Source organism: Pseudooceanicola sp. NS-SX9 (genome assembly GCF_057380705.1).
This window is the reverse complement of the sequence record NZ_JBXXRN010000006.1, coordinates 78,931-100,511: the sequence shown is the minus strand read 5'-3', so window position 1 is coordinate 100,511 and position 21,581 is coordinate 78,931. Positions and strand designations below refer to the sequence as shown.

General features: G+C 66.4%; 19 protein-coding genes. 12 read left to right on the top strand and 7 right to left on the bottom strand.

From position 1 onward, the window contains the following. Positions 1–5 precede the first annotated feature (5 nt). Positions 6–887 carry a LysR family transcriptional regulator gene (locus tag AC2ITM_RS22485; protein ID WP_486470630.1) on the bottom strand — a complete coding sequence of 294 codons (882 nt, stop codon included), beginning with the start codon at positions 885–887 and terminating at the stop codon, positions 6–8. 130 nt (positions 888–1,017) lie between these two features. Here AC2ITM_RS22485 and AC2ITM_RS22480 point away from each other — a divergent pair, with 130 nt between their 5' ends. From AC2ITM_RS22480 to repC, 6 genes are all read left to right on the top strand, one after another. Continuing rightward, entirely contained in the window at positions 1,018–1,566 is a 549-nt protein-coding gene (locus AC2ITM_RS22480; RefSeq protein ID WP_486470629.1) for a VOC family protein, read from the top strand. Position 1,567: 1 nt separating this feature from the next. Further along, positions 1,568–2,278 (top strand): SDR family oxidoreductase, encoded by a 711-nt coding sequence (locus AC2ITM_RS22475; RefSeq protein WP_486470628.1) that lies wholly within the window; start codon positions 1,568–1,570, stop codon positions 2,276–2,278. A 24-nt stretch (positions 2,279–2,302) separates the two neighbouring features. Next, positions 2,303–3,250, top strand: coding sequence for an aldo/keto reductase (locus tag AC2ITM_RS22470; RefSeq protein ID WP_486470627.1), 948 nt, complete (start codon positions 2,303–2,305; stop codon positions 3,248–3,250). A 358-nt stretch (positions 3,251–3,608) separates the two neighbouring features. Next, complete coding sequence (gene repA / locus AC2ITM_RS22465) at positions 3,609–4,793, top strand: plasmid partitioning protein RepA (protein WP_486470626.1); 1,185 nt, start codon at positions 3,609–3,611, stop codon at positions 4,791–4,793. Then, the gene (gene repB, locus AC2ITM_RS22460) at positions 4,793–5,770 is read left to right on the top strand and encodes a plasmid partitioning protein RepB (protein ID WP_486470625.1); all 978 of its coding nucleotides are present in this window, start codon (positions 4,793–4,795) and stop codon (positions 5,768–5,770) included. The genes repA and repB overlap by 1 nt, the downstream gene beginning before the upstream one ends. A gap of 168 nt (positions 5,771–5,938) precedes the next feature. After that, positions 5,939–7,144: a plasmid replication protein RepC gene (gene repC, locus AC2ITM_RS22455; RefSeq protein WP_486470624.1), complete on the top strand. Its 1,206-nt coding sequence runs from the start codon at positions 5,939–5,941 to the stop codon at positions 7,142–7,144. 109 nt (positions 7,145–7,253) lie between these two features. Here the strand turns inward: repC and AC2ITM_RS22450 are convergent, their stop codons facing one another. The 4 genes from AC2ITM_RS22450 to AC2ITM_RS22435 form a co-directional block, all read right to left on the bottom strand. Next, the gene (locus tag AC2ITM_RS22450) at positions 7,254–8,231 is read right to left on the bottom strand and encodes a LacI family DNA-binding transcriptional regulator (RefSeq protein WP_486470623.1); all 978 of its coding nucleotides are present in this window, start codon (positions 8,229–8,231) and stop codon (positions 7,254–7,256) included. Between the two features lie 104 nt (positions 8,232–8,335). Beyond that, entirely contained in the window at positions 8,336–9,829 is a 1,494-nt protein-coding gene (locus tag AC2ITM_RS22445; RefSeq protein WP_486470622.1) for a tripartite tricarboxylate transporter permease, read from the bottom strand. A 9-nt stretch (positions 9,830–9,838) separates the two neighbouring features. Beyond that, positions 9,839–10,258, bottom strand: coding sequence for a hypothetical protein (locus AC2ITM_RS22440; protein WP_486470621.1), 420 nt, complete (start codon positions 10,256–10,258; stop codon positions 9,839–9,841). A gap of 81 nt (positions 10,259–10,339) precedes the next feature. Then, on the bottom strand, positions 10,340–11,389 hold the full coding sequence (locus AC2ITM_RS22435) for a hypothetical protein (RefSeq protein WP_486470620.1): 1,050 nt from the start codon (positions 11,387–11,389) through the stop codon (positions 10,340–10,342). A gap of 227 nt (positions 11,390–11,616) precedes the next feature. Between AC2ITM_RS22435 and araD the strand changes: the two genes are divergently transcribed. From araD to AC2ITM_RS22405, 6 genes are all read left to right on the top strand, one after another. Further along, positions 11,617–13,359, top strand: coding sequence for an L-arabinonate dehydratase (araD, locus tag AC2ITM_RS22430; protein ID WP_486470619.1), 1,743 nt, complete (start codon positions 11,617–11,619; stop codon positions 13,357–13,359). A gap of 10 nt (positions 13,360–13,369) precedes the next feature. After that, a complete protein-coding gene (locus AC2ITM_RS22425) occupies positions 13,370–14,266 on the top strand; it encodes a dihydrodipicolinate synthase family protein (RefSeq protein WP_486470618.1) in 897 nt (298 codons plus the stop codon). Positions 14,267–14,346: 80 nt separating this feature from the next. Beyond that, a complete protein-coding gene (locus AC2ITM_RS22420; RefSeq protein WP_486470617.1) occupies positions 14,347–15,876 on the top strand; it encodes an aldehyde dehydrogenase (NADP(+)) in 1,530 nt (509 codons plus the stop codon). Positions 15,877–16,020: 144 nt separating this feature from the next. Further along, positions 16,021–16,731 (top strand): ribonuclease activity regulator RraA, encoded by a 711-nt coding sequence (locus AC2ITM_RS22415; protein WP_486470616.1) that lies wholly within the window; start codon positions 16,021–16,023, stop codon positions 16,729–16,731. A 106-nt stretch (positions 16,732–16,837) separates the two neighbouring features. Beyond that, complete coding sequence (locus tag AC2ITM_RS22410; protein ID WP_486470615.1) at positions 16,838–17,545, top strand: hypothetical protein; 708 nt, start codon at positions 16,838–16,840, stop codon at positions 17,543–17,545. Beyond that, entirely contained in the window at positions 17,542–18,159 is a 618-nt protein-coding gene (locus AC2ITM_RS22405; protein WP_486470614.1) for an RES family NAD+ phosphorylase, read from the top strand. Before AC2ITM_RS22410 ends, AC2ITM_RS22405 begins: the two co-directional genes overlap by 4 nt. On the opposite strand, the gene AC2ITM_RS22400 is transcribed toward AC2ITM_RS22405, so the two are convergent. Together AC2ITM_RS22400 and AC2ITM_RS22395 are read right to left on the bottom strand one after the other, a co-directional pair. After that, positions 18,156–19,175, bottom strand: coding sequence for a tyrosine-type recombinase/integrase (locus AC2ITM_RS22400; protein ID WP_486470613.1), 1,020 nt, complete (start codon positions 19,173–19,175; stop codon positions 18,156–18,158). The two genes, AC2ITM_RS22405 and AC2ITM_RS22400, sit on opposite strands and share 4 nt — an antisense overlap. A 133-nt stretch (positions 19,176–19,308) precedes the next feature. Continuing rightward, the gene (locus AC2ITM_RS22395; protein ID WP_486470612.1) at positions 19,309–21,429 is read right to left on the bottom strand and encodes a TonB-dependent siderophore receptor; all 2,121 of its coding nucleotides are present in this window, start codon (positions 21,427–21,429) and stop codon (positions 19,309–19,311) included. Positions 21,430–21,581 lie beyond the last annotated feature (152 nt).

Genomic DNA, 21,581 nt, shown 5'->3' with positions numbered 1-21,581 from the left:
GCGCCTCAGCCCAGGCTGCGGGCCAGGAAATCCACCAGCACCCGGACCCGGCGCACGTCCTGGGACCGGCCGGGGGTGACGGCGTAGATGTTGGTGGGCGCGCTCAGGTAGCGGTCAAGCACTGTCTCCAGCTGGCCGCGGGCCAGCTCGGCGTCGATGTCGAAGCTGGATTTCATGATCACCCCGGCGCCCTCGACGGCCCAGCGGCGCAGCGTCTCGCCGTCATTCACCCGGCGGTTGCCGCTGATGCGCACCCGCAGCGGCGCGCCTTGATCGCGAAAGTTCCAGAACGACTGGTAGGCCGAGGGCGTCCCCAGCACCAGGCAGGCATGCTGCGACAGCTCCTTTGGATGGGCGGGGCGGCCATGACGGTCCCAGTAGGCGGGGGCGGCGCAGACGCATTTACGGCCCCGCATCAGCAACCGCGCCCGCAGATCTGAATCCGGCAGCGGCCCGGTGCGGATACCGATGTCAAAGCCGCCCTCGACCAGATCCACCAGCGTGTCGGTGAAAAACAGCTGCACCGACACCCCGGGATGTTGCGCCAGAAAGGCCCCGATCAACGGTGCCACGCGGCGACGACCGAAATCATTGGTGGCGGTCAGCCGGATCTCTCCGGTCAGCGGCCCGGCGTCGGAAAACCCGTTCATCGCCTCGTCAAGCTCGGCCAGAAGCGCGCGGCAACGGGTCAGGAAACGCTCTCCGTCATGGGTCAGTGACAGCTGACGGGTCGAACGCAGCACCAGCTGGGTGCCCAGCCGCTCTTCCAGCCGCTGCAGTCCCAGCGTCACCGTCGAGGGCGCCACCCCCCAGGTCCGTGCCACGGCCGACAGGCTGCCCGCCTCGGCTATCGACACAAACAGCCGCATCAGGCGCAGGTCGTCCATTGTTCGATCTCATCGAATAGTGCTGTGAAGTCTCCTGATATTTCCTTTCGCGTTCGAAATCTATCTGCTCTCGGGGGCAGCCCGGCGAGGGCCCGCCGCCCCTGCGAAACAATGCACAGGACAGGTCACCATGCGCAGAGCCCCCGCCTTTCGCGGCATAGAACATATCGGCCTGACCGTGCCCGACCATGACGAGGCCGTCCGCTTTTTCACCCGCGTCTTCGGCGCCGAGGTCCTTTTTTCGCTGACCGACAAATGCCGCGCGCCCCTGCCCGGTACCCAACTGGCCCCGAAGAACGGGCTGGATGCAGAGCGCGCGATCACCGCCGTGTCCATGCTGCGCCTGCAGAACGGCCCGAACCTTGAGATCTTCGAGATCGACCAGCCCAGGGGCGCGGGGGAAACCAATATCGCGGCCCTCGGGATCAGCCATTTCAGCCTGACGGTCGAGGATATCGACGCCGCCGCCCGCGCCTTCGCCGCCGAGGGTGGGCGCCTGCTGGAAGGTCCCTACGGGCTGACCGGCCAGGAAGAGGGGCCCGGTAACCGGGGCCGCTTCGGGCGCACCCCCTGGGGCCTGCTGATCGAATTCGAGGCCTTCGGTTCCCCCATGCGCTACGACCATCCGGGCACCGCCGAACGCTGGCTGCCCCAGTCTACCCGGGAAAAGGACACCTGACATGCGCCTAGAAGACAAGACCCTCCTCGTGCTGGGCGGATCCTCCGGGATCGGCTTTGGCGTCGCCCGCGCCGCCCTGGATGAGGGGGCCCGCGTCACCATCGCCTCGCGTTCGGCCGACAATGTCGCCGCCGCCGTCGCCCGGCTGGAGGGCCGCGTCACCGGCGTCACGCTCGACACTGGCGATGCGGCGGGGCTTGAGGCGCATTTCGACGCCGCAGGCCCCTATGACCACGTCTTCTGCTCGGCCGCGCGCACCAAGGTCGCCGCCGTGCGCGAGCTGTCGCTGGAAGACGCCTATGCCGCCTTCAACTCCAAGTTCTGGGGCGCCTACCGTCTGGCCCGCGCCGCGAAGATCCGCGAGGGCGGCTCGCTTACCCTGACCTCGGGCTTCCTGTCGATCCGCCCGAAACCCGGCGCCGCCATCCAGGGTGCGATCAACGCGGGCCTTGAGGGGCTGACCCGGGGCCTGGCGCTGGAATTTGCGCCCGTGCGGGTCAACTGCGTTTCGCCCGGCCTGGTGAAAACCGAAATGTACGACACCCTCGAAGGCGACGGACGCAAGGCGATGTTCGACGGCGCCGCCCAGAAACTGCCGGCGGGCCTGGTCGGCCTGCCCGAACATATCGCCATCCAGGCGCTGGCCTTCATGACCAATCCCTACATGACCGGTGCCACCGTCTTCGTCGAAGGCGGCGGGGCGCTGGTCTGATTTCAACAGCAGGAATGTGATCCGATGAACAGGAAAACCCTTGGCAGCACCGGCTTCGACATTGCCCCGATCGTCTTTGGCGGCAACGTGCTGGGCTGGACCACCGACGACGCCGAAAGCTTTCGCGTGCTGGACGCCTTCGTCGATCATGGCTTTGACACCATCGACACCGCCGATGTCTACTCGGCCTGGGTCGAGGGCAATTCGGGCGGTGAATCCGAAACCATGCTGGGCAAGTGGTTCGCCGCGCGTCCGGGGATGCGCGACAAGGTGAAGGTCTTCACCAAGGTCGGCTCTGACATGGGGGGCGTGGGCGAAAAGGGCCTGTCCCGGGACTGGATCCTGAAGGCAGTCGAAAGGTCGCTGACCCGCCTGGGTACCGATGTGATCGACCTCTATTTCTCGCACTGGCCCGATGCTTCCGTCCCCCATGCCGAGACGCTGGGCGCCTACGACACGCTGCTGAAAGCCGGCAAGATCCGGGCCATCGGGGCCTCCAACTATGACGCCGCGCTGCTGAAGGCCGCGCTTGAAACCTCTGCCGCAGAGGGGCTGCCCGCCTATCAGGTGATCCAGCCGGAATACAACCTTTACGACCGGGCCGCCTTTGACGGCCCGCTGCGCGACCTCTGCATGCGCAACAACATCGGCGTGGTGACCTATTTCTCGCTCGCCTCCGGCTTCCTGTCGGGCAAGTACCGCAGCGCCGCAGACCTTGCGGGCCGCAAACGCGCCGGCATGGTCGAGAAATACCTGACCGAACGCGGCATGCGCCTGCTGGACGTGCTGGAAGACGTGGCCGCCGCCCACAGGGCCGCCCCCGCCGAGGTCGCCCTGGCCTGGCTGATCGGCCGCGAGGGCGTCACCGCCCCCATCGCCAGCGCCACCTCTGTCGCCCAGATCGAAAGCTTTGCCCGTGCCGCAGCCCTCGGGCTCTCGGCCGAGGACATGGCCCGGCTGACCGACGCCTGAGGGTCCCGGCCCCGTCGCCCTTCCGGGCCACGGGGCACCCTGCCGAAGGACATTGCCACGACCGAGACCATGCTTCTGATCTTCGGGGCCTCCAAGGGGGTCTTGCGTCGGCGGCGGCCATTGCCGTGCCGATGCTGGCGCGGTTCATGATCCCGGTGAAGGCCGCCGCCACCCTGCCCTGCTCTGGCCCCTGATTTTGCGCCCCAGAGGCCTCCCGAAACCCCGGTAACTGCTTTGCGCGGGCGAATATTTCAGAAAACACTTGCGCCACCGCCGGATTCTCAACAATAGTCACGAAAAATCGCGGGCAAACGACATTTTCCGTGAACACGACTGAACGAGCGCTACGAGGCAGAGTATGGACACTCCTGATTTTCAGGAACACCTGAACGCGGTCATCCGTCAACATGCGGAAGCTCTGGCCGTGCAGCTTCAGACGCAGCGCGAAAACCTGTTCCCGCCGGATGCCCGCAAGGAAATGCGCCGCTTCACCTCGGGCGAGGCCGCCGCCCTGCTGGGCGTGAACGATTCCTACCTGCGCAAGCTGCACCTGGACGGCAAGGGCCCCGCCCCTGAAATGACCGCCGGCAACCGCCGACTGTATTCCGCGCAGGACCTGCAGGACCTGCGGGTGCTGCTGGAAAAGACCTCGCGCAAGCCCGGCGACTACCTGCCCGGCCGCCGCGATGGTGACCATATGCAGGTCATCGGGGTGATGAACTTCAAGGGTGGCTCTGGCAAGACCACGACCTCGGCGCACCTGGCGCAACGCCTTGCTCTGAAAGGCTATCGTGTGCTGGCCATCGACCTTGACCCCCAGGCCTCGCTGACCGCGCTGCACGGTGTGCAGCCCGAGATCGACCTGCCCGACGGCGGCACCCTTTACGACGCGATCCGCTACGAGGACCCGGTGCCGATCACGCAGGTGATCCGCAAGACTTACATTCCCAATCTCGACCTCATTCCCGGCAACCTGGAACTGATGGAATTCGAACACGAGACGCCGCGCGCCCTGGCTCAGGGCAGCGCCGGCCTGTTCTTCTTCCGCGTCCGCGAGGCCCTGGCCCAGGTCGACAGGGATTACGACGTCGTGGTGCTGGACTGCCCGCCGCAGCTGGGTTTCCTGACCATGTCCGCACTTTCGGCCGCGACCGGCGTGCTGGTGACCATCCACCCCGAGATGCTGGACGTCATGTCGATGAGCCAGTTCCTGCGGATGACCGCCGACCTGATGGACGTGATCGCCGAATCCGGCGCCGACATGTCGCATGACTGGATGCGCTACGTGCTGACCCGTTACGAACCCACTGACGCGCCGCAAAACCGCATCGTCGCCTTCCTGCGACTGATGTACGGCGACAAGGTGCTGAACGCGCCGATGCTGAAATCCACCGCAATCTCGGATGCCGGTCTGACCAAACAGACCCTATACGAGGTCGAGCGCAGCGCCTTCACCCGCAGCACCTATGACCGCGCGATCGAAAGCGTCAACGCAGTAAACGACGAGATTTCCGAGCTGATTCAAAAGGTTTGGGGGCGCTGATGGCTGATAATCGCAAGAAACGCATGTCGCTTCTCGACAGCCTGGCGGCGGCGGGATCCACCCCGCCGGATGCCGGTGGCAGCATGATGAGTTCGAACCGCGCGCTGCGTTCGGCGCGCGATGCGGTCGATGCGCATCATGTCTGGGACCTCGATCCCGAAAGCATCACCGACGACCGCCTTGCGGACCGGCTGGATCCCAGGGATGTGGCCGACCTCAGGACCTCGATCGAGGCCAACGGCCAGGCCGTGCCGATCCTGGTCCGCCGCGATCCCGCCAAGGCGGACCGCTACCTGCTGATCTACGGGCGCCGGCGGCTGGAAGCCGTGCGGTCTTCGGATCGGGTGACCAAGGTGCGCGCGATGATCGCCCATATGGATGACCGTTCCGCCGTACGGGTCCAGGTGGCCGAGAACACCGAGCGCCGAGACCTCAGCTTCATCGAACGCGCGCTTTTCGCCAAGGAACTGCTGGATAGCGGCTTTGGCACCCAATCTCAGGTGGCCGAGGTGCTGAACGTGACGAAATCGGCCGTGTCGATGGCCTTGTCGGTGGCCCGCGCCGTGGGGCCCGATCTGGCCCGCGCGATCGGCCCCGCCGCCGGTATCGGCCGCCCCCGCTGGGAAGCGCTGGTGCAGGACCTGCAGGCCGCCGCCCTGCCCCCCGAAGAGCTGATCCAGCTGGCCGAACAAACCTATGCGGGCACCGATCCCGAACGTGCCGACCCCTCGGTCCAGGCCTTCGAGACGGTGGCGCGGCGGCTGCACAAGGCCACCGCCCCGGCCCGGCCCGCCAAGCCGCGCGGCGGCAGCCATCAGATCACCCTGGACGGCCAGCCGGCCGGAAAGGTGTCGCGGACCCGCACCGGGTTGCGCCTGGACATCACCGCCACCGAGGACGCCTTTGCCGATTGGTTGGCAGAACAGGCCCCGGCGATGATCGAAGACCTCAGGACCCGGTGGAAAAACCGGGACTGAACCGAGCAGGAAACAACAGGAGGCACGTGCCGACAAAAAAAGGCCCCGCAAAGACAAAGCTCCGCGAGACCCCTTTAGCTTAGCACCCCAAAGGTAGTCGGAGCCGCACATAACCGCAAGTCCAAAGCGATTTGCGGCAGGGGTTATTTTGTCTTCGTGAATGAAAACATGGGCTATGTCCCCATAACGCCGTTCCGGCGAACGGCGGAGGCTGTCCTTGTGCAGCTGTCCAGGGTCCAGGCGGCCCCTGCCCCCCTTTCCATTGTCAGCAAATGGGATGTCCTGAGCGAGTTGACCGAGGCCCGGGCGGCCTTCGGTCTGAGTGATCGCGATATCGCTGTGCTGCGCGCACTTGTCACCTTCCACCCCGGCACCGATCTGGGTGCGGATCCTGGCAGGATGGTCGTTTTTCCCTCGAATGCCAGCATCTGCACACGGCTGAACGGCATGCCCGAGTCGACCATGCGCCGCCACCTGGCCGCGCTGGTGGCCTCGGGGTTGATCGTCCGGCGCGACAGCCCGAATGGCAAGCGCTACGTGCGGCGCCGGAACGGCGATGCGACAGCCTTCGGCTTTGACCTGTCTCCCCTGCCCCGCCGCTTTGCCGAGATCGCCAGCGCCGCCACAGCTGCACGGCAGGAGCGCGAAGAGATTGCCGCACTGCGCGAAACCCTGAGCCTGATGCGCCGCGACCTGCTGGCGCTGCTTGATCCCCGGGAATCCGCCACGCAAGACGCCCTGGCCCTGGTCGAGGACACCCGCCGGATGCTGCGCCGCAAGGCCCCTGCCACCGCCCTGCGCAGCCGCGAGGCCGAACTGTCGCAGCTTCTCACCCATCTTGCAGCCATCCCCACTGCCTCTATGACAGAAGAAATGAGCACCAGTGCCGCCGAAAACGAGCGTCACCAACAGAGACTAAAAAAAGAATATACGGATTCTGAAGGGCAACCTTCAGTCCATACAGCCAAAGCCATCGATGATGATCGACCCGAGCAAGCCAGGAAAAGGGCAGGGACCGAACCACCCTCTATCGCCTTGAACACCGTGTTGGCCGCATGCCCATCGGTTCAGGACTATACCGAAAGACCCATCCGATCCTGGCCAGATCTGCACCGAGCGGCCGAGGGGTTACGCCCGATGATGGGCATTTGCAGAACCTCTTGGGAGGAAGCAAAGCAGCGGATGGGGATCATTCAAGCTTCGATCCTAATGGCAGCAATGCTGGAGCGTTTCGAAGAGATCAAATCACCTGGAGCTTACATCCGGGACCTGTCGCAAAGGGCAGCGCAGAGCGGCTTTAGTGCTGTGCCGATGGTTCTGGCACTGCTGCGGCGCGGGAACCTGGAACTGGGGCGGGCCCCGCATCTGGCCTGATACGCTGCTTTCCTGAAAAACGCGGGTTCACAGCTGTGAACCCGCGCCGAAATCTGGCCTCAACCATCTGAAAAGCTGTGGAAATATGTGTCTGCGCCGAAAAAATCCTTCAGGCCGAGCCCCTTTGGATGATTTCAAACCCCAGGTCGATGGCTTCGGGTCCGGTGTCGGGGCGATCCAGATGTGCCAGGACGGCCTCGGCAGCGGCACGGCCGAAGGCATCACGGTCGACCCGGATTGTGGTGATCGCGGGGTCGACGTCCCGGGCGAATTCCTGATCGCCAAAGCCGATCACGGCAATGTCCTGCGGCACCTTCAACCCCTGGACCGCTGCTTCGATGATCACGCCATGGGCCAGCAGATCCGAACTGCAAAAGATCACGCCCCGGGAAAAACCCATCGCGCCAAGAAGGCGGCGCAGGGCTTCACGGCCATCGGCCAGCGTCGCCGCGCCGTCCAGATTGACCTCAGCCACCGGCTGTCCGCTGCGCGCGGCATAGCTGGCCACGAAGGCTTCCTTGCGGCGCCGCGCGCGTTCGTCTCCGGCCGAGATCGTGGCCGCCGCGCGATAACCCCGGGTCATGGCGAAGTCCGCCGCCGCCCGGCCCGTCTCGGCATGGCGGAAACCCACGCAGATGTCGATCGGGGTGTCGGTATAGTCCCAGACCTCGACCACCGGGATGCCGGATCCCAGCAGCATCTGCCGGGCCTTGGCGGAATGGTAGATGCCGGTCAGCAGGATGGCATCGGGCCGGCGCGACAGGTGGGCCGCGATCACCCGGTCTTCGTCTTCGGTGGCAAAACCGGTTTCGGACAACAGGATCTGATAACCCTGTTCGCGCAGGCGGTCCGAGAAGGACTTGACCATGCTGGCATAGACCACGTTGGTGATTGATGGCACCAGCGCCGAGATCAGCATCGAGCGGCTGGTCGCCAGGGCGCCGGCCAGGGCATTCGGCACGAAGCCGGTCTGCGCAATGGCCTGACGGATCTTCTCTAGCGTCGCCGCCGAGACCTTTGACGGGTCCGAGAGCGCGCGGGAGACCGTGACCTGGCTGACGCCGGCGAGGCGTCCCACGGTCTCCATCGTGACACCGCGGCCCTGCCCCTTACGGGCGGACCGCGGCCTGGGGGTGCGTTTTTCTTCCATCTCGCGCATATATTCCTATCGCGCGCGGGCAGGTGCAAGGCTCAGCCTTGATCTTCGATCCGGCGTTTCTGCCGCGCCAGCAAGACCGACCCCGCAACCGATCCCAGGATCAGCAGCCACAGCACGATGGCAATCCAGCTTTTCGTGAAGAAGATCGTCCAGGTGCCGAAACTTTCCAGGGATTTGACAAAGTATACCTCGGCCGAGGGACCCAGAATGAAGCCGATGATGAAGGGCGCGACCTCCAGCCTCAGCTTGGTGAAAAGCCAGCCCAGAACGCCGAAGATCAGCAACGTCCAGACATCGAACATGATGCCGTAGTTGATCGTATAGGCGCCGATCACGCACATCATCAGGATCACCGGGAACAGGATGTGCTTGGGGATCGCCACCACCAGCGCAAAGTAGCGGATGGCGAAATACATCAGCACGAACATCGCGATATTGGCGATCAGCATGGCGATGATCATCGCATCCCAGGTGCCGGGATTGTTGCCGATGAACAGCGGCCCGACCTGGACGCCCTGCAGGGTGAAAGCGCCGATCAGCAGCGCGGTCGTGGAATCTCCGGGGATGCCCAGCGACAGCAACGGCACCAGCGCGCCTCCGGTCAGGCCGTTGTTGCCAGCTTCCGAGGCCATGATGCCGGCGGGCTCGCCCTTGCCGAAGCGGTCCGGCGTCCGCGAGAAGGTCTTGGCGTTTGTATAGCTGATGATCGAGGCGGCCGAGCCGCCGACGCCGGGCAGGATGCCGACAAAGGTGCCGATCAAGCCCGAGCGCAGCAGGTTGAAACCCTGGCCGCGAAAGACGTTGAACGAGAAACGGGACTGCGGTCCGACCTTGATGTCGCTGGTGGATTGGCCCTTTGGCACGCCGATCTCGGCCTGCTCCAGGATCGCGGCCAGACCGAAGAGGCCGATCAGCACCGGCAGCAGGGAAAACCCGCTTTCCAGCCAGTAGCCCAGGCCCGGCGGCACCAGGCGCATTTCGCCGTTGCCGCCCTTCGAGATGTCGTAGACGCCGATCAGCGACACGAAGATCCCCAGCAGGCCCGAGAATACGCCCAGCAGCATGTCAGACGACAGCGCCGCCATCACGGTCAGGGCGAAGAAGATGATCAGGAACTTTTCGACATAGGAGAATTCGATGGCGAAATCCGCCAGCGTCGGGGCGAAGAGGACCAGCACCAAAAGCGACACCAGCCCGCCCACCAGCGAAGAAACGACGCCGATTTTCAGCGCCTTCTCGCCTTCGCCGCGTCGGGCCATCGGATAGCCGTCAAAAGTCGTGGTGATGGAGCTGGGCGTGCCGGGAATGCCCAGCAGGATCGCCGGGACAAGCCCGCCCGAGATGCCGCCGACATAAAGCCCCAGCAACAGCGCCAGGCCATTGTCGAGGCCCAGCGAATAGGTCAGCGGCAGGCACACGGCCACTGCCATGGTCGCGGTCATTCCGGGGATGGCGCCGAAGATGATGCCGACCAGCGTGCCACCGATGATCAGCGACAGGAAAAGCGGAGTGATGATCTCGAACATGCCGGGTCCTCAGGGCAGGGTCAGGAACAACGGGTAGGTGAACAGCCACCACACCAGGGTGGGCCCGGCCAGCGCGACGACGACAAGGGGCAGGGCGGTGCGGGGGCTGCGTTCGTGCATGAACAGCAGGCCCGTCGCCAGCACATAGGGGATCGAGCACAGCAGAAAGCCCATGCCGGTGTTGGGCCAGATGTTTCCGACCGGCACCATCAGCGAGAAATAGAGCAGCGTCAGGGCCAGGGCGCCCAGAAAGCGGGGTTTGTCCATGTGGCGCCAGATGGCGTGCCAATAGGCCCCCGAGGCGGCAATGCGCCTTCGGTCCCGGATCACGATGGCCACCAGAAGCGCGCCCAGCAGGCCCGCGATGAGGGTGGGAAAGATCAGGTGCGATGTTTTGAAATCGATCGTCACATGGGTCAGGCTGCCCATGGGGGGCTCCCTTCGGCTGGCATCAGGCGGCCCGGTGGCCAGGCGGCCACCGGGGGCGGGACATATCCCGGACCGGGTGGGTCAGGATTTGGAGGAGATGTCGGCGATCACCTTGGCATAGGTGTCGCGCTTGGTCTCCAGGTGTTGCAGCGCCTGGTCCTGCGGCAGGTAGTTGGGAATGAAGAAGGCGGCCTTCTGGCGCGCCTCGATCTCGCCGCCGGCGTAGACCTTGGCCAAGGCCGCGTCGATTGCGCCGGCGATCTTCGGGTCCATGTCCTTGTTGAACAGGAAGAAGAACTCCTTGTCGAAGGTAAAGTCCTTCTGGCCGTCCAGTGTCACGCTGGTCTCGGGGCTGGCGAATGTCAGCATCCTGGCGCGGTCGGTGCCGCCCATTCCGGCCTCGGGGGCCTGTTCCAGGGTTTCGGGGCGCGCGGTCAGCCAGACGAAGCGCATCGCCTTGGGGTCGGACGGGGCGAGCTGGGTGAACTGTTCGTTCGCCTGGATCGAGCCGTTGATGACATCGGCCAGGTTGTCCCACATCGCCTGGTTCTTGTCGGATTGCGAGCCGGTGTTGACCGCCACCAGGTTGTCCTCGGAGCCCGGTGCCCGCACCTTGGCGGCGTTCTTCATCGCCGAAAAGCCGATCTCGGAGACGCCGCCAGGCTGGATGGCAACGCGGATGCGGGTGCCCGCAGCGGCCGCCTTCAGGATATCGTCCATCGTCTTGTAGGGGCTGTCGGCCGGGACCAGGTAGGCATTGCCCGGGTTGATCGACACGGTCGGCCCGATGGCATAATCGGCAAAGATGTCGTCATAGCCGGTGACGCCGTAGAGATGCCCAAGATAGCTCTGGTCGTGGAAGATCATGATCGTGGTGCCGCGCTTGTCGCGGGCCAGCGTCTTGAAGGCGTCCGAGGCGCCCACGGCATCGACTTTGATGTTGATGCCCAGCGTCTTCGACAGCGCATCCGCCACCATGGCCGAGGTCTGGTAAGTGTCACCGCCGGTCGATTTCGACCCGATCACCATGCGCATGTTGCGCGGCAGGTTGGCGGCATGGGCCGCCATTGGTGCCGCCAGCACGGCGCCGGCCGATGCGGTGGCAAGAAAGCGTCTGCGAGTGAGTTTCATCATGTCCTCCCTGGCGACCCTGGGGCCACCGCTCCTCTGACGGGTGGTCTCCTTCCACCCGATGGCCATGTAAGCGCATACATATAGGTGAACCACGTTTGGCTTTTCTCTGTCAAGAACCTCATATTGTGGCGTTTATGACTTGAAAACTGGCAGTGATTCCCTTGACGTATGAAAATGTATGCGCATACATAATGATAGGAGTGGCACGGATCAGGAGGAGAATCATGTCGCAAGCCCCCCGCAAGACACCGGATCAGTTGCGTTCGGCCCGCTGGTTCGCCCCCGACGATCTGCGCAGCTTCGGGCACCGTTCGCGGATGATGCAGCTGGGCTATACGGAGGAAGAGTTCCGCGACCGTCCGGTCATCGGCATCCTCAACACCTGGTCCGAGCTCAACAGCTGCCACTCTCACTTCCCGGAACGGGTCAAGGACGTGAAGCGGGGCGTGCTGCAGGCCGGTGGCTTTCCAGTTGAAATGCCCGCGCTTTCGGTCGACGAAAGTTTCACCAAGCCGACCTCGATGCTCTATCGCAACCTGCTGGCCATGGAGACCGAAGAGGTCATCCGTTCGCATCCGCTCGATGGCGTGGTGCTGATGGGGGGCTGCGACAAGACCACGCCGGGCCTGGTGCTGGGCGCCATCAGCGCCGGGGTGCCGATGATCTTCCTGCCCGCCGGGCCGATGCTGCGCGGCAATTACGCGGGCCGGATCCTGGGCAGCGGCTCGGATGCGTGGAAATACTGGGACGAACGCCGCGCCGGCAATATCTCGGATACGGAATGGCAGGGCGTGCAGGGCGGCATCGCGCGCTCGGCGGGGACCTGCATGACCATGGGCACGGCCTCGACCATGACCGCGATTGCGGATGCGATGGGGCTGACGCTGCCCGGCGCATCCTCCATCCCGGCGGCGGATGCCAATCACCAGCGCATGGGGTCCGACTGCGGGCGCCGCATCGTCGAGATGGTCTGGGAAGACCTGGTGCCCGCGAAGATCATAACAGACGCCTCCGTACGGAACGCCGCCATCGTCGCCATGGCGACCGGCTGTTCGACCAACGCCGTGGTGCACCTGATCGCCATGGCGCGCCGCGCCGGGATCGATCTGACGCTGGACGATCTGGACGCGCTTGGCCGGGTGACGCCGCTGATCGCCAACGTCCGCCCCGCCGGCAAGGACTACCTGATGGAGGACTTTTTCTACGCCGGCGGCCTGCGCGCGCTGATGAAGCAGATCGAGGACCGGCTGGACACCACGGTGATCACCATCACCGGCAAGACCCTGGCCGAGACCCTGGAGGGCGCGCAGGTCTACAATGACGACGTGATCCGCCCGCTGTCGAACCCGGTCTATCACGAGGGCTCTCTGGCGGTGCTGCGCGGCAATCTCTGCCCCGACGGGGCGGTGATCAAGCCCGCCGCCTGCGATCCGAAATACTACAGGCACGAGGGCCCGGCGCTGGTCTTCGACAGCTACCCCGAGATGAAGAAGGCGGTCGATGACGAGGATCTTGCGATCACGCCCGACACGGTGATGGTGCTGAGGAATGCCGGTCCCCAGGGTGGCCCGGGCTTTCCCGAATGGGGCATGCTGCCGATCCCCAAGGCCTTGATCAAGCAGGGGTATCGCGACATGCTGCGGATCTCTGACGCGCGGATGTCGGGCACGTCCTATGGCGCCTGCGTGCTGCACGTCGCCCCGGAATCCTACATCGGCGGGCCTTTGGCGCTCTTGAAAACCGGCGACATCGTGCGGCTGGATCTGGAGGCGCGCAGCCTCGACATGCTGGTCGACGCGGCCGAGCTGGAGGCCCGCCGCGCGGCCTGGACCGCCCCCACCCCCCGCTACGAGCGCGGCTATGGCCACCTGTTCTCGAAACACGTCACGCAGGCCGACAAGGGCTGCGACTTCGATTTCCTCGAAACCTCATACGGCGCAACCGCCGGTGAACCCGACATCTTCTGAGGAGGACAGAATGCTCGATCTCGATACCGCCCTGACCGGAATTTCCGGCATCCTCGTCACCCCCTATGACGCCGCGGGACAGATCGCTCCTGCGAAACTTTCCCCGATCCTGGACCGCGCGCTTGGCGCCGGGCTGCACATGCCGGTGGTGAACGGCAATACCGGCGAATTCTACGCCCTGACCACCGAGGAGGCCTGCACCATGGCGCGCGAGGTCTGCGCCATGGTCGATGGCCGCGCCCCGGTGCTTGCAGGCATCGGGCGGGGCATCCGCGACGCCTGCACCCTGGCCCGCGCCTCGGCCGGGGCGGGCGCCACTGCGCTGATGATCCACCAGCCCCCGGATCCCTTCGTCGCCCCGCGCGGCACGGTGGATTACGTGAAGGCGATCTCGGATGCTTCCGGCGGCTTGCCGATGATGCTCTACCTGCGCAACGATGCCATCGGCACCGGCGCGATTGCCAATCTCTGCGCGATCCCGGGTGTCAAGGGCGTCAAATGGGCCACGCCAAATCCGCAGAAGCTCGCCGCCGCCAAGGCCGCCTGCGACCCTTCCATCGTCTGGGTCGGTGGCCTGGCCGAGGTCTGGGCCCCCACGTTCTACGCCGTCGGCGCCCGGGGCTTCACCTCCGGATTGATCAACGTCTGGCCGGAACGTTCGCTTGCCATCCACGCCGCCCTTGAAGCCGGCGACTACCCCGAGGCCAACCGCCTGATCGCCCAGATGCAGGCCTTCGAGGACATCCGCGCCGAAGAGCTGAACGGCACCAATGTCGCCGGCGTCAAGGCGGCGCTTCAGGCCACCGGTTTCGATTGCGGCGCCACCCGTCCGCCCTCGGCCTGGCCGCTGACACCGGCACAGCAGGCCAAGCTCCAATCCTTCCTGAAGGAAAATGCCCTGATCTGACCCTTCCCCATTTTCTTGTTTCCAATACCTCGGGGGTCCGGGGGCAGCGCCCCCGGGGTCTCCACCGGAAAGGACATTCCATGGATGGCACCACACCCGCCTTCACCCCCCACGGCCGGCACCTGATCGCCGGCCAATGGGTCGCGACCCAGGCCCGCTTCCCCTCCGAACCCGCCCACGGTCCGGTGCACAGCTTCTCCGTCGGCACCCCCGATCTGGTCAACGCCGCCTGCGAAGCCGCCGAACAGGCCTTCTGGTCCTACGGTTACGCCACCCGCGCCACCCGCGCCGCCTTCCTCACCGCCATCGCCGATGAGATCGAGGCCCGCGCCGAGGCGATCACCCAGATCGGCTCGCAGGAAACCGGCCTGCCCGAGGCCCGCCTGCAGGGCGAGCGCGGCCGCACCACCGGCCAGCTGCGCCTCTTTGCCGATCACATCCTCAAGGGCGCCTACCTCGACCTGCGCCACGACCCCGCGCTGCCCGAGCGCCAGCCCCTGCCGCGCCCCGACCTGAAGCTGATCCAGCGCCCCATCGGCCCGGTCGCGGTCTTCGGCGCCTCGAACTTTCCGCTCGCCTTCTCGACTGCGGGGGGCGACACCGCCGCAGCATTTGCCGCCGGCTGCCCGGTCGTCGTCAAGGGCCATTCCGCCCATCCCGGCACCGCAGAGATCGTCGCCGAGGCGATCCATGCCGCCATCAAGACCTGCGGCCTGCACCCGGGCGTCTTCAGCCTGATCCAGGGCGGCAAGCGCGATGTCGGCACCACCCTCGTGCAGCATCCGCGGATCAAGGCCGTGGGCTTTACCGGCTCGCTCGGCGGGGGCCGCGCGCTGTTTGATCTCTGCGCCGCCCGGCCCGAACCGATCCCGTTCTTCGGCGAACTGGGCTCGGTCAACCCGATGTTCGTGCTGGCGGGCGCGCTCGCTGCGCGGGCCGAGGCGATGGGCAAGGGCTGGGCCGGATCGCTGACCATGGGCGCGGGGCAGTTCTGCACCAACCCCGGCATCGCCGTGGTGCCGACCGGCGCCGAGGGGGACAGTTTCGTCGCCGCCGCCACCGCCGCCCTGCGCCAGGTCGCCCCGCAGGTCATGCTGACCGAAGGCATCGCCGCCGCCTACCGCGCCGGCAAAGAGCGTTTCGAGAGCCGCAACACCGTGCGCACCCTGCTGGCCACCCCGCAGCAAGGCCGCAGCGCCGCGCCGAACCTCTACGAGACCGATGCCGAGGCCTATCTGCAGGACCATGCCCTGGGCGAGGAGGTCTTTGGGCCGCTGGGCCTGGTGATCCGGGTGCCGGACCAGGAGGCGATGGCGGTTCTGGCGCAGGGCTTCGAGGGCCAGCTGACCGCCACGCTGCACATGGAGGAGAGCGATCTGGCCGAGGCCCGCGCGCTGCTGCCGATCCTTGAGCGCAAGGCCGGCCGGGTGCTGGTCAACGGCTTCCCGACCGGCGTCGAGGTGGCCGATGCGATGGTCCATGGCGGGCCCTATCCGGCCTCGACCAACTTCGGGGCGACCTCGGTCGGCACCCTGGCGATCCGCCGCTTCCTGCGCCCGGTCTGTTTCCAGGACCTGCCAGAGGCCCTGCTGGGCGAAGATATGGTCTGAGACCCGTGGCCTGAAAGCAGGCCCGGGAAAGGGGCGCTGCCCCTCTGCGCGTGCCGCGCATTCACCCCGGCATATTTCCTGAAAGATGAATGCTTAGGGGGGGGCCGTGTGCGCCCCCCGGATGATCCCGGAGGAGATCCCAGAATGACTCCCGAAACCCGTGAAAAGCTGATGGGCGTGTCGGTGGCGACGCTGGCGACCGCACTTTACCGGCGCGGTCTGCGCCACCAGGTGATCCAGGGCGTGCACCCGCTGGGCTGGAAGGGCGCCAACATGGTCGGCCCCGCCTTCACCCTGCGCTACATGCCCGCGCGCGAGGATCGCAACACACTGGCCGCCTTTCGCGATCCTGCCCATCCCCAGAGGGTTGCCATCGAGACCTGCCCGGAGGGCCACGTCCTGGTGATGGACAGCCGCAAGCAGGCGGATGCGGTCTCGGCCGGCGATATCCTGATCACCCGGCTGATGATGCGCGGCGGGGCAGGGGTGGTGACTGATGGCGGCTTCCGTGATGCCCGCACCATCGCTGGCCTCGATATCCCGGCCTATCACTCCCGTCCCTCGAGCCCGACGAACCTGACCAACAACGAGGCCATCGCCATCAACGAACCGATCGGCTGCGGCGATGCGCCTGTATTCCCCGGGGACATCATCGTGGGGGATGCGGATTGCGTCATCGTCATCCCCGCAGCCATTGCCGAGGAGATCGCCGCCGAAGCCGTCGAAATGACCGCCTACGAGGATTTCGTCGTCGATCAGGTAAAGGAAGGGGCCACGATCATCGGCCTGTATCCCTGCACCCGGGAAGAGCACCAGCTGGCCTTTCAGGACTGGCGCCGCGACCGGGAACGCTGAACCGGGCGGGCCGCATGGCAGGCGGGCCTGCCAGCCGGAGGGGTGCAGGGGTTGCTTTTGGATAAATGGAATCCTATATTCCCAAAGGCAACCCATGGAGGTCCAGATGGAATCCGCCCCCCAGCCCGCAGGCAGTGATCGCCGTGCGGTCGCCGAACAGATGAAGGCCATGGTCGACCGCTTTGTCGCGGAAGCCCCGGAGGAGCTGGTCTCGGCCTGGCTGGACCCGGAGGCGCGCGACTGGAAGATGGATGCGCTGCACAACATGGTGGCGCTGCGGGTGCTGCGGGCGACGCGCCGCGCGGTGCATGAGGCACCGCAGGAGGTGCTGTGGGAAACGTTGTCCTCGGCGACCGACCTGGGCGCGCTGTCGCGGATCGTCAGCCGGGTGCAGTTCTCGGATGCGGTGCGCGAGCTGGACCCGCTGGCCGGCCCCGTCGCCCGCAGCATCGAACACCGACGGCACCTGAAGGAGGCTGCGGGCGAGTTGCTGAGTGCGGGGCAGGTCGAGGCCCTGGTGGGCGTCAGCCGGCAGGCGCTGGACAAACGGCGCCGGGCGGGGCGGCTGCTGGGGCTGAAGATGGGGTCCGACTGGGTCTATCCGGCGCTGCAGTTCACCGAAGGGGCCGTCGATCCGCTGATGGAGGACCTGCTGATCGCCCATCGCGCGGATGATCCCTGGGTGGTGCTTGATGTGCTTCTGGCGCCCGATGAGGCGTTCGGCGGCCGCCGCCTGCTGGATCTGGTCCGCGCCCGCGATGCCGCGGCGATCGAGCGTTATATCGCGCAGCACGACGGCGACGGCTTCGCATGAGCCGCGGCCCCTCGGGTGCGGCGGCCCTGCCGCCCGCCGATCTGCACGCCCGCTCCCTGCCGCTGCGCGGCTACGACGCGGGCACGCCCTTTTTCCGCGTCCACCAGTCTGCCTATGACCCGGTGTTCTTCGGCCCCGGGCCCGACCTGCCGCCGGTCTATCGCTTTGATGCCGCCAGCGGCCGGTTCGGGGTGCTCTACATGGCGCCCGGCCCCGATGCCGCGCTGATCGAGACGCTGCTGCGCAATCCCGCCCGCCATGCCGTCAGCTGGCACGACGTGGCAAAGCGCAGCCTGTCGACGCTGACCTTCGGCCGCGCGCTGCGGCTGGTCGATGCGACCGGGGCGGGGCTGTCGCGGCTGGGGGTGACGGCGGCGCTGTTCACCGGTCCCTACGATCCCTGCGGCGCCTGGGCGGATGCGCTCTTTGATCACCCGGAGGGGCCCGACGGGCTGCTTTATCCCTCGCGCCATGATCCGGCCGAAGCCTGCATCGCCCTGTTCGCGCGCCCCGACCTGGGGCTGCGCGTCGCCCGCACGGAACCGCTGGCGCGCGATCCCGGCCGACTGGGGGCACTGCTGGACCGGCACGGCAAGTCGCTGTTCGGGGTCTAAAGGCCCGCCGCGCGCGTCAGGTTCACCACGAAGCGGTCACGGCGGCGCTGGTAGCGGCGTGTCATCTCGGCCGAGGCATGGCCCAGCTGCCGCTGCACGTAACGTTCATCCACCTGCGCGGAACTGGCCAGCCCCGCCCGCAGCGAATGGCCGGAAAACAGCGCCACGCGCTCGGCCTCGGGCAGGTCGGCGCGGATGCCGGCGGCACGCACGCAGGCCTTCACCAGCCGTGCCACGTGCTTGTCGCTGATGCGCTCGGGCAGCACCCGCTGCCCATCGCGCGAGGTGCGCCGGAACAGCGGCCCCAACTCGATGCGGGCAAAATCCAGCCAGCGTTCCAGCGCATGGACGGGACAGCTGTGCGGGCCGCTGCCGCGTCCCACCTCGACCTCGCGCCAGCCGGTCTTGCCGCGCAGCGTCAGCAGGGCGCCCTCGGGCAGGATCTCGACCCAGCCCAGCCCGTCGTCGCTGTCGTTGCGGTGTCGGTCCAGGCCCGCGATCTCGGACCGGCGCAGCCCGCCCGCATAGCCCAGCAGCAGGATCGTGCGGTCGCGCAGCCCGCGCAGATCATGGCCCAGCACATCGGTCATCGCCAGGATCTCGGCCGGGCCGACGGCGGCCTTCTGCACCGGCGGGCGGGCATGGCGGCGCCGGATCCCCGCCAGCACCGAGGCAATGTGCCGGTCGCGCCGTTCCAGCATCATGCCGCGCTGTGCGTAGTTCCAGCCGATCCCCGCCAGCCGCCGCTCGATCGAGGCCACGCCCAGGGCGCGCCCCTCGGCGGGGGCGGCGAGATCGGTGATGTAAAGCCCCACCAGTTCGGGCGAGGGGGGCAGGGGATCGGTGCCGCGCCGTCGGCACCAGCGGGTGAAATGCGCCCAGTCCTTGCGATAGGCCAGCAGCGTGTTGTCGGAGAGCGCCGCCCGCGCATAATCCTGCGCCGCCCCCGCCAGCCGTTCCAGCACGGCTGAGCCACCGAGGGGCGCGGGCAGGGGGGTCTTGGGATCCTGGGTCATGGGGCTGTCCTTTTGCCGATAATCAAAGCTTATTGGACAGGAAAGCATCCGGCAAGTAGCGGCGGTTTCGTGGAAAAAACCCACAATAACCGCCGTTATGCCCGGTGCGAGGTGTCCCGCGCCGGGCCGGGGTTCAGAAGGCGACGCTGATCGTCAGTGCGGCATTCAGCGGCTTGCCGACCGCGATGCCATAGGCCGAATTGCCGATCGACGAGGTGTAATAGGTCTTGTCGAACAGGTTGTTGAGGTTCAGCTGCACGCTGATCGGATGCCGCGTGGTCTGGATCGTGTAGCGGGCAAAGACATCGACCACGCCATAGCCCGGCAGATCAAAGCTGTTGGCCGCATCGCCCGCCCGGGCGCTGACGCCGCGGATGCCGCCGCCATAGCGCAGCGCGCCGCGGCCGCCAAAGACCTCGCCCTGATCATAGGCCAGATACAGCGCCGCGGTGCGCGCCGCGACATTGGCCAGCCGGTTGCCGGCATAGTCGGGATCGTCGATCACCCGCGCATCGGTATAGGCAAAGCTCGCGATCATCTGCAGCCGGTCGGTCAGCTGGCCGGTCAGGTCGGCCTCGATCCCCTTCGAACGCACCAGCCCGGCGGTGCGATAGACGGTGTCGCCATCGACGGTCTCGGAGTAGGCGACGTTGTGCTTGTCGGCAGTATAGACCGCCAGCGTCCCGGTCAGCCGGTCCGCCAGCGCCACCTTGGCCCCCACCTCGTAAGAGATCCCCTCTTCGGGTTTCAGATCGCCATAGGCGCTGTTGATCGAGCTGTTGGGCCGGAAGCTTTTGGCGACATTGCCGTAAAGCGACACGGCGGGGCTCAGCTTCCACACCAGCCCGGCATTGGGCAGCAGCGCCGTCCCCGAGGCATCGGTGTTCACCGCATCGGCATTGCCCGCCACCACGTCATAGCCCTGCAGCCGCAGCCCGGCGACGGCGATCAGCCGGTCGCTCAGGTGCAGGCGGTCCTGGGCGTACAGCGAGGCAGTCGAAAGCGTCTGGTATTCGTGCTTGTCGGCGCTGGCGTCGTAGCTGCAGGCTGACATGGTGCCATAGACCGGGTCGGTGATATTGAAATCGGAATTGGTGTTGCAGTTTTGCAGGGTCGAGCGGTGGATGACCTCTCGGTCGTAGCTGGCGCCGAACAGCAGTTCGTTCCTCAGCCCCAGCAGCTCGGCATCGCCCGCCAGTTCGGCGCGCAGGGCCTGGTCGATGGTCTCGTAATCGCCGCGGATGTCGGCGCGGCGCTTCAGCGCGCCGGTGGTGCTGTCATAGCCCAGCACCCGGACCTGGTTGGCGGTAAAGTCGTCGCGGCTCCAGGAATAGCCCAAGGTGGCGGTCCAGCCACCCGCGAGGTCCCGGCGGTAGTGCAGCTGCGCCAGATCGGCGGTGCCCACGGTGCGCCCGAACCCTTCGTCCAGCCGGGTGCGGCGGGGCAGGAAGGTGCCGGTCGAGGCATCGTAGATCGTGCCGCGCTCGTAGGGCAGGTCGTAATCCTGATGCAGGTAGCTGACGGTGACGTGGTTGGCGCCATTGTCATAGGACAGCGAGGGCGCGAGCGTCGTGCTCTTGATATGGCCGAAGTTGCGCCAGTCGTCGCCCTTGGTCTTCTCGGCGATGAAGCGGTACGAGAAATGCGTGCCCTCCACCGGTCCGGTCAGGTCCAGCCCCGCGGTGCGGGCGGATCGGCTGGCACCGTCGTTTTCATAGCGGTAATAGGCGCGCCCCGCCGCCTGGGCCTGCGGCTGCTTCGTCACCACGTTCACCATCCCGCCCGGGTCGAGGATGCCATAGAGCGTCGAGGCCGGCCCCTTCAGCACATCCACGCTGTCGACCGTGGCGTTGAAGGAATGCGGCAGCGCCGTCTTCAGCCCGTTCGTCAGGATCGAGCCATCCCCCGCATCGCCAAAGCCGCGCCGGATCACCGCATCCTGCCGCCCGGCGACGGTGTTGGTCTGGGTGACGCCGCTGACGGTCGAAAGCGCGTCATCGACGCTTTGCGCATCGCGGTCCTTCAGCGCCTGGGGGGCGATGGTGGTGGTCGATTGCGGCACGTCGATCGCCTTGGCCTTGCCGCGGGTGGCGGTGGCGGCAACGGTGCTGGCATAGGCAGCGTCGCTGCCCTCGACGCTGATCGCCGGCAGGTCGACGACGTCCCGGGCGCGGCCGGGATGCGGCAGCGCGGTCAGCGCGGCAAGAAGGGCAAGGCCCGATGTCCGGGTCCAAAGAGGGCGAGTGCGGTTCATTCTGGTCCTGTCGTTCTGTGCCTGCGCCGCGGTCCCCAACCGTGGCAGTTGCGGCGGGATCAGAATTCCGACTGTAGTAGTCAACTTTTTTCTGTGCGCTTCCTTGACGGCACTTCGTCTCTGTCCCTCGCGGGACCCTGCGTCACCCGGGC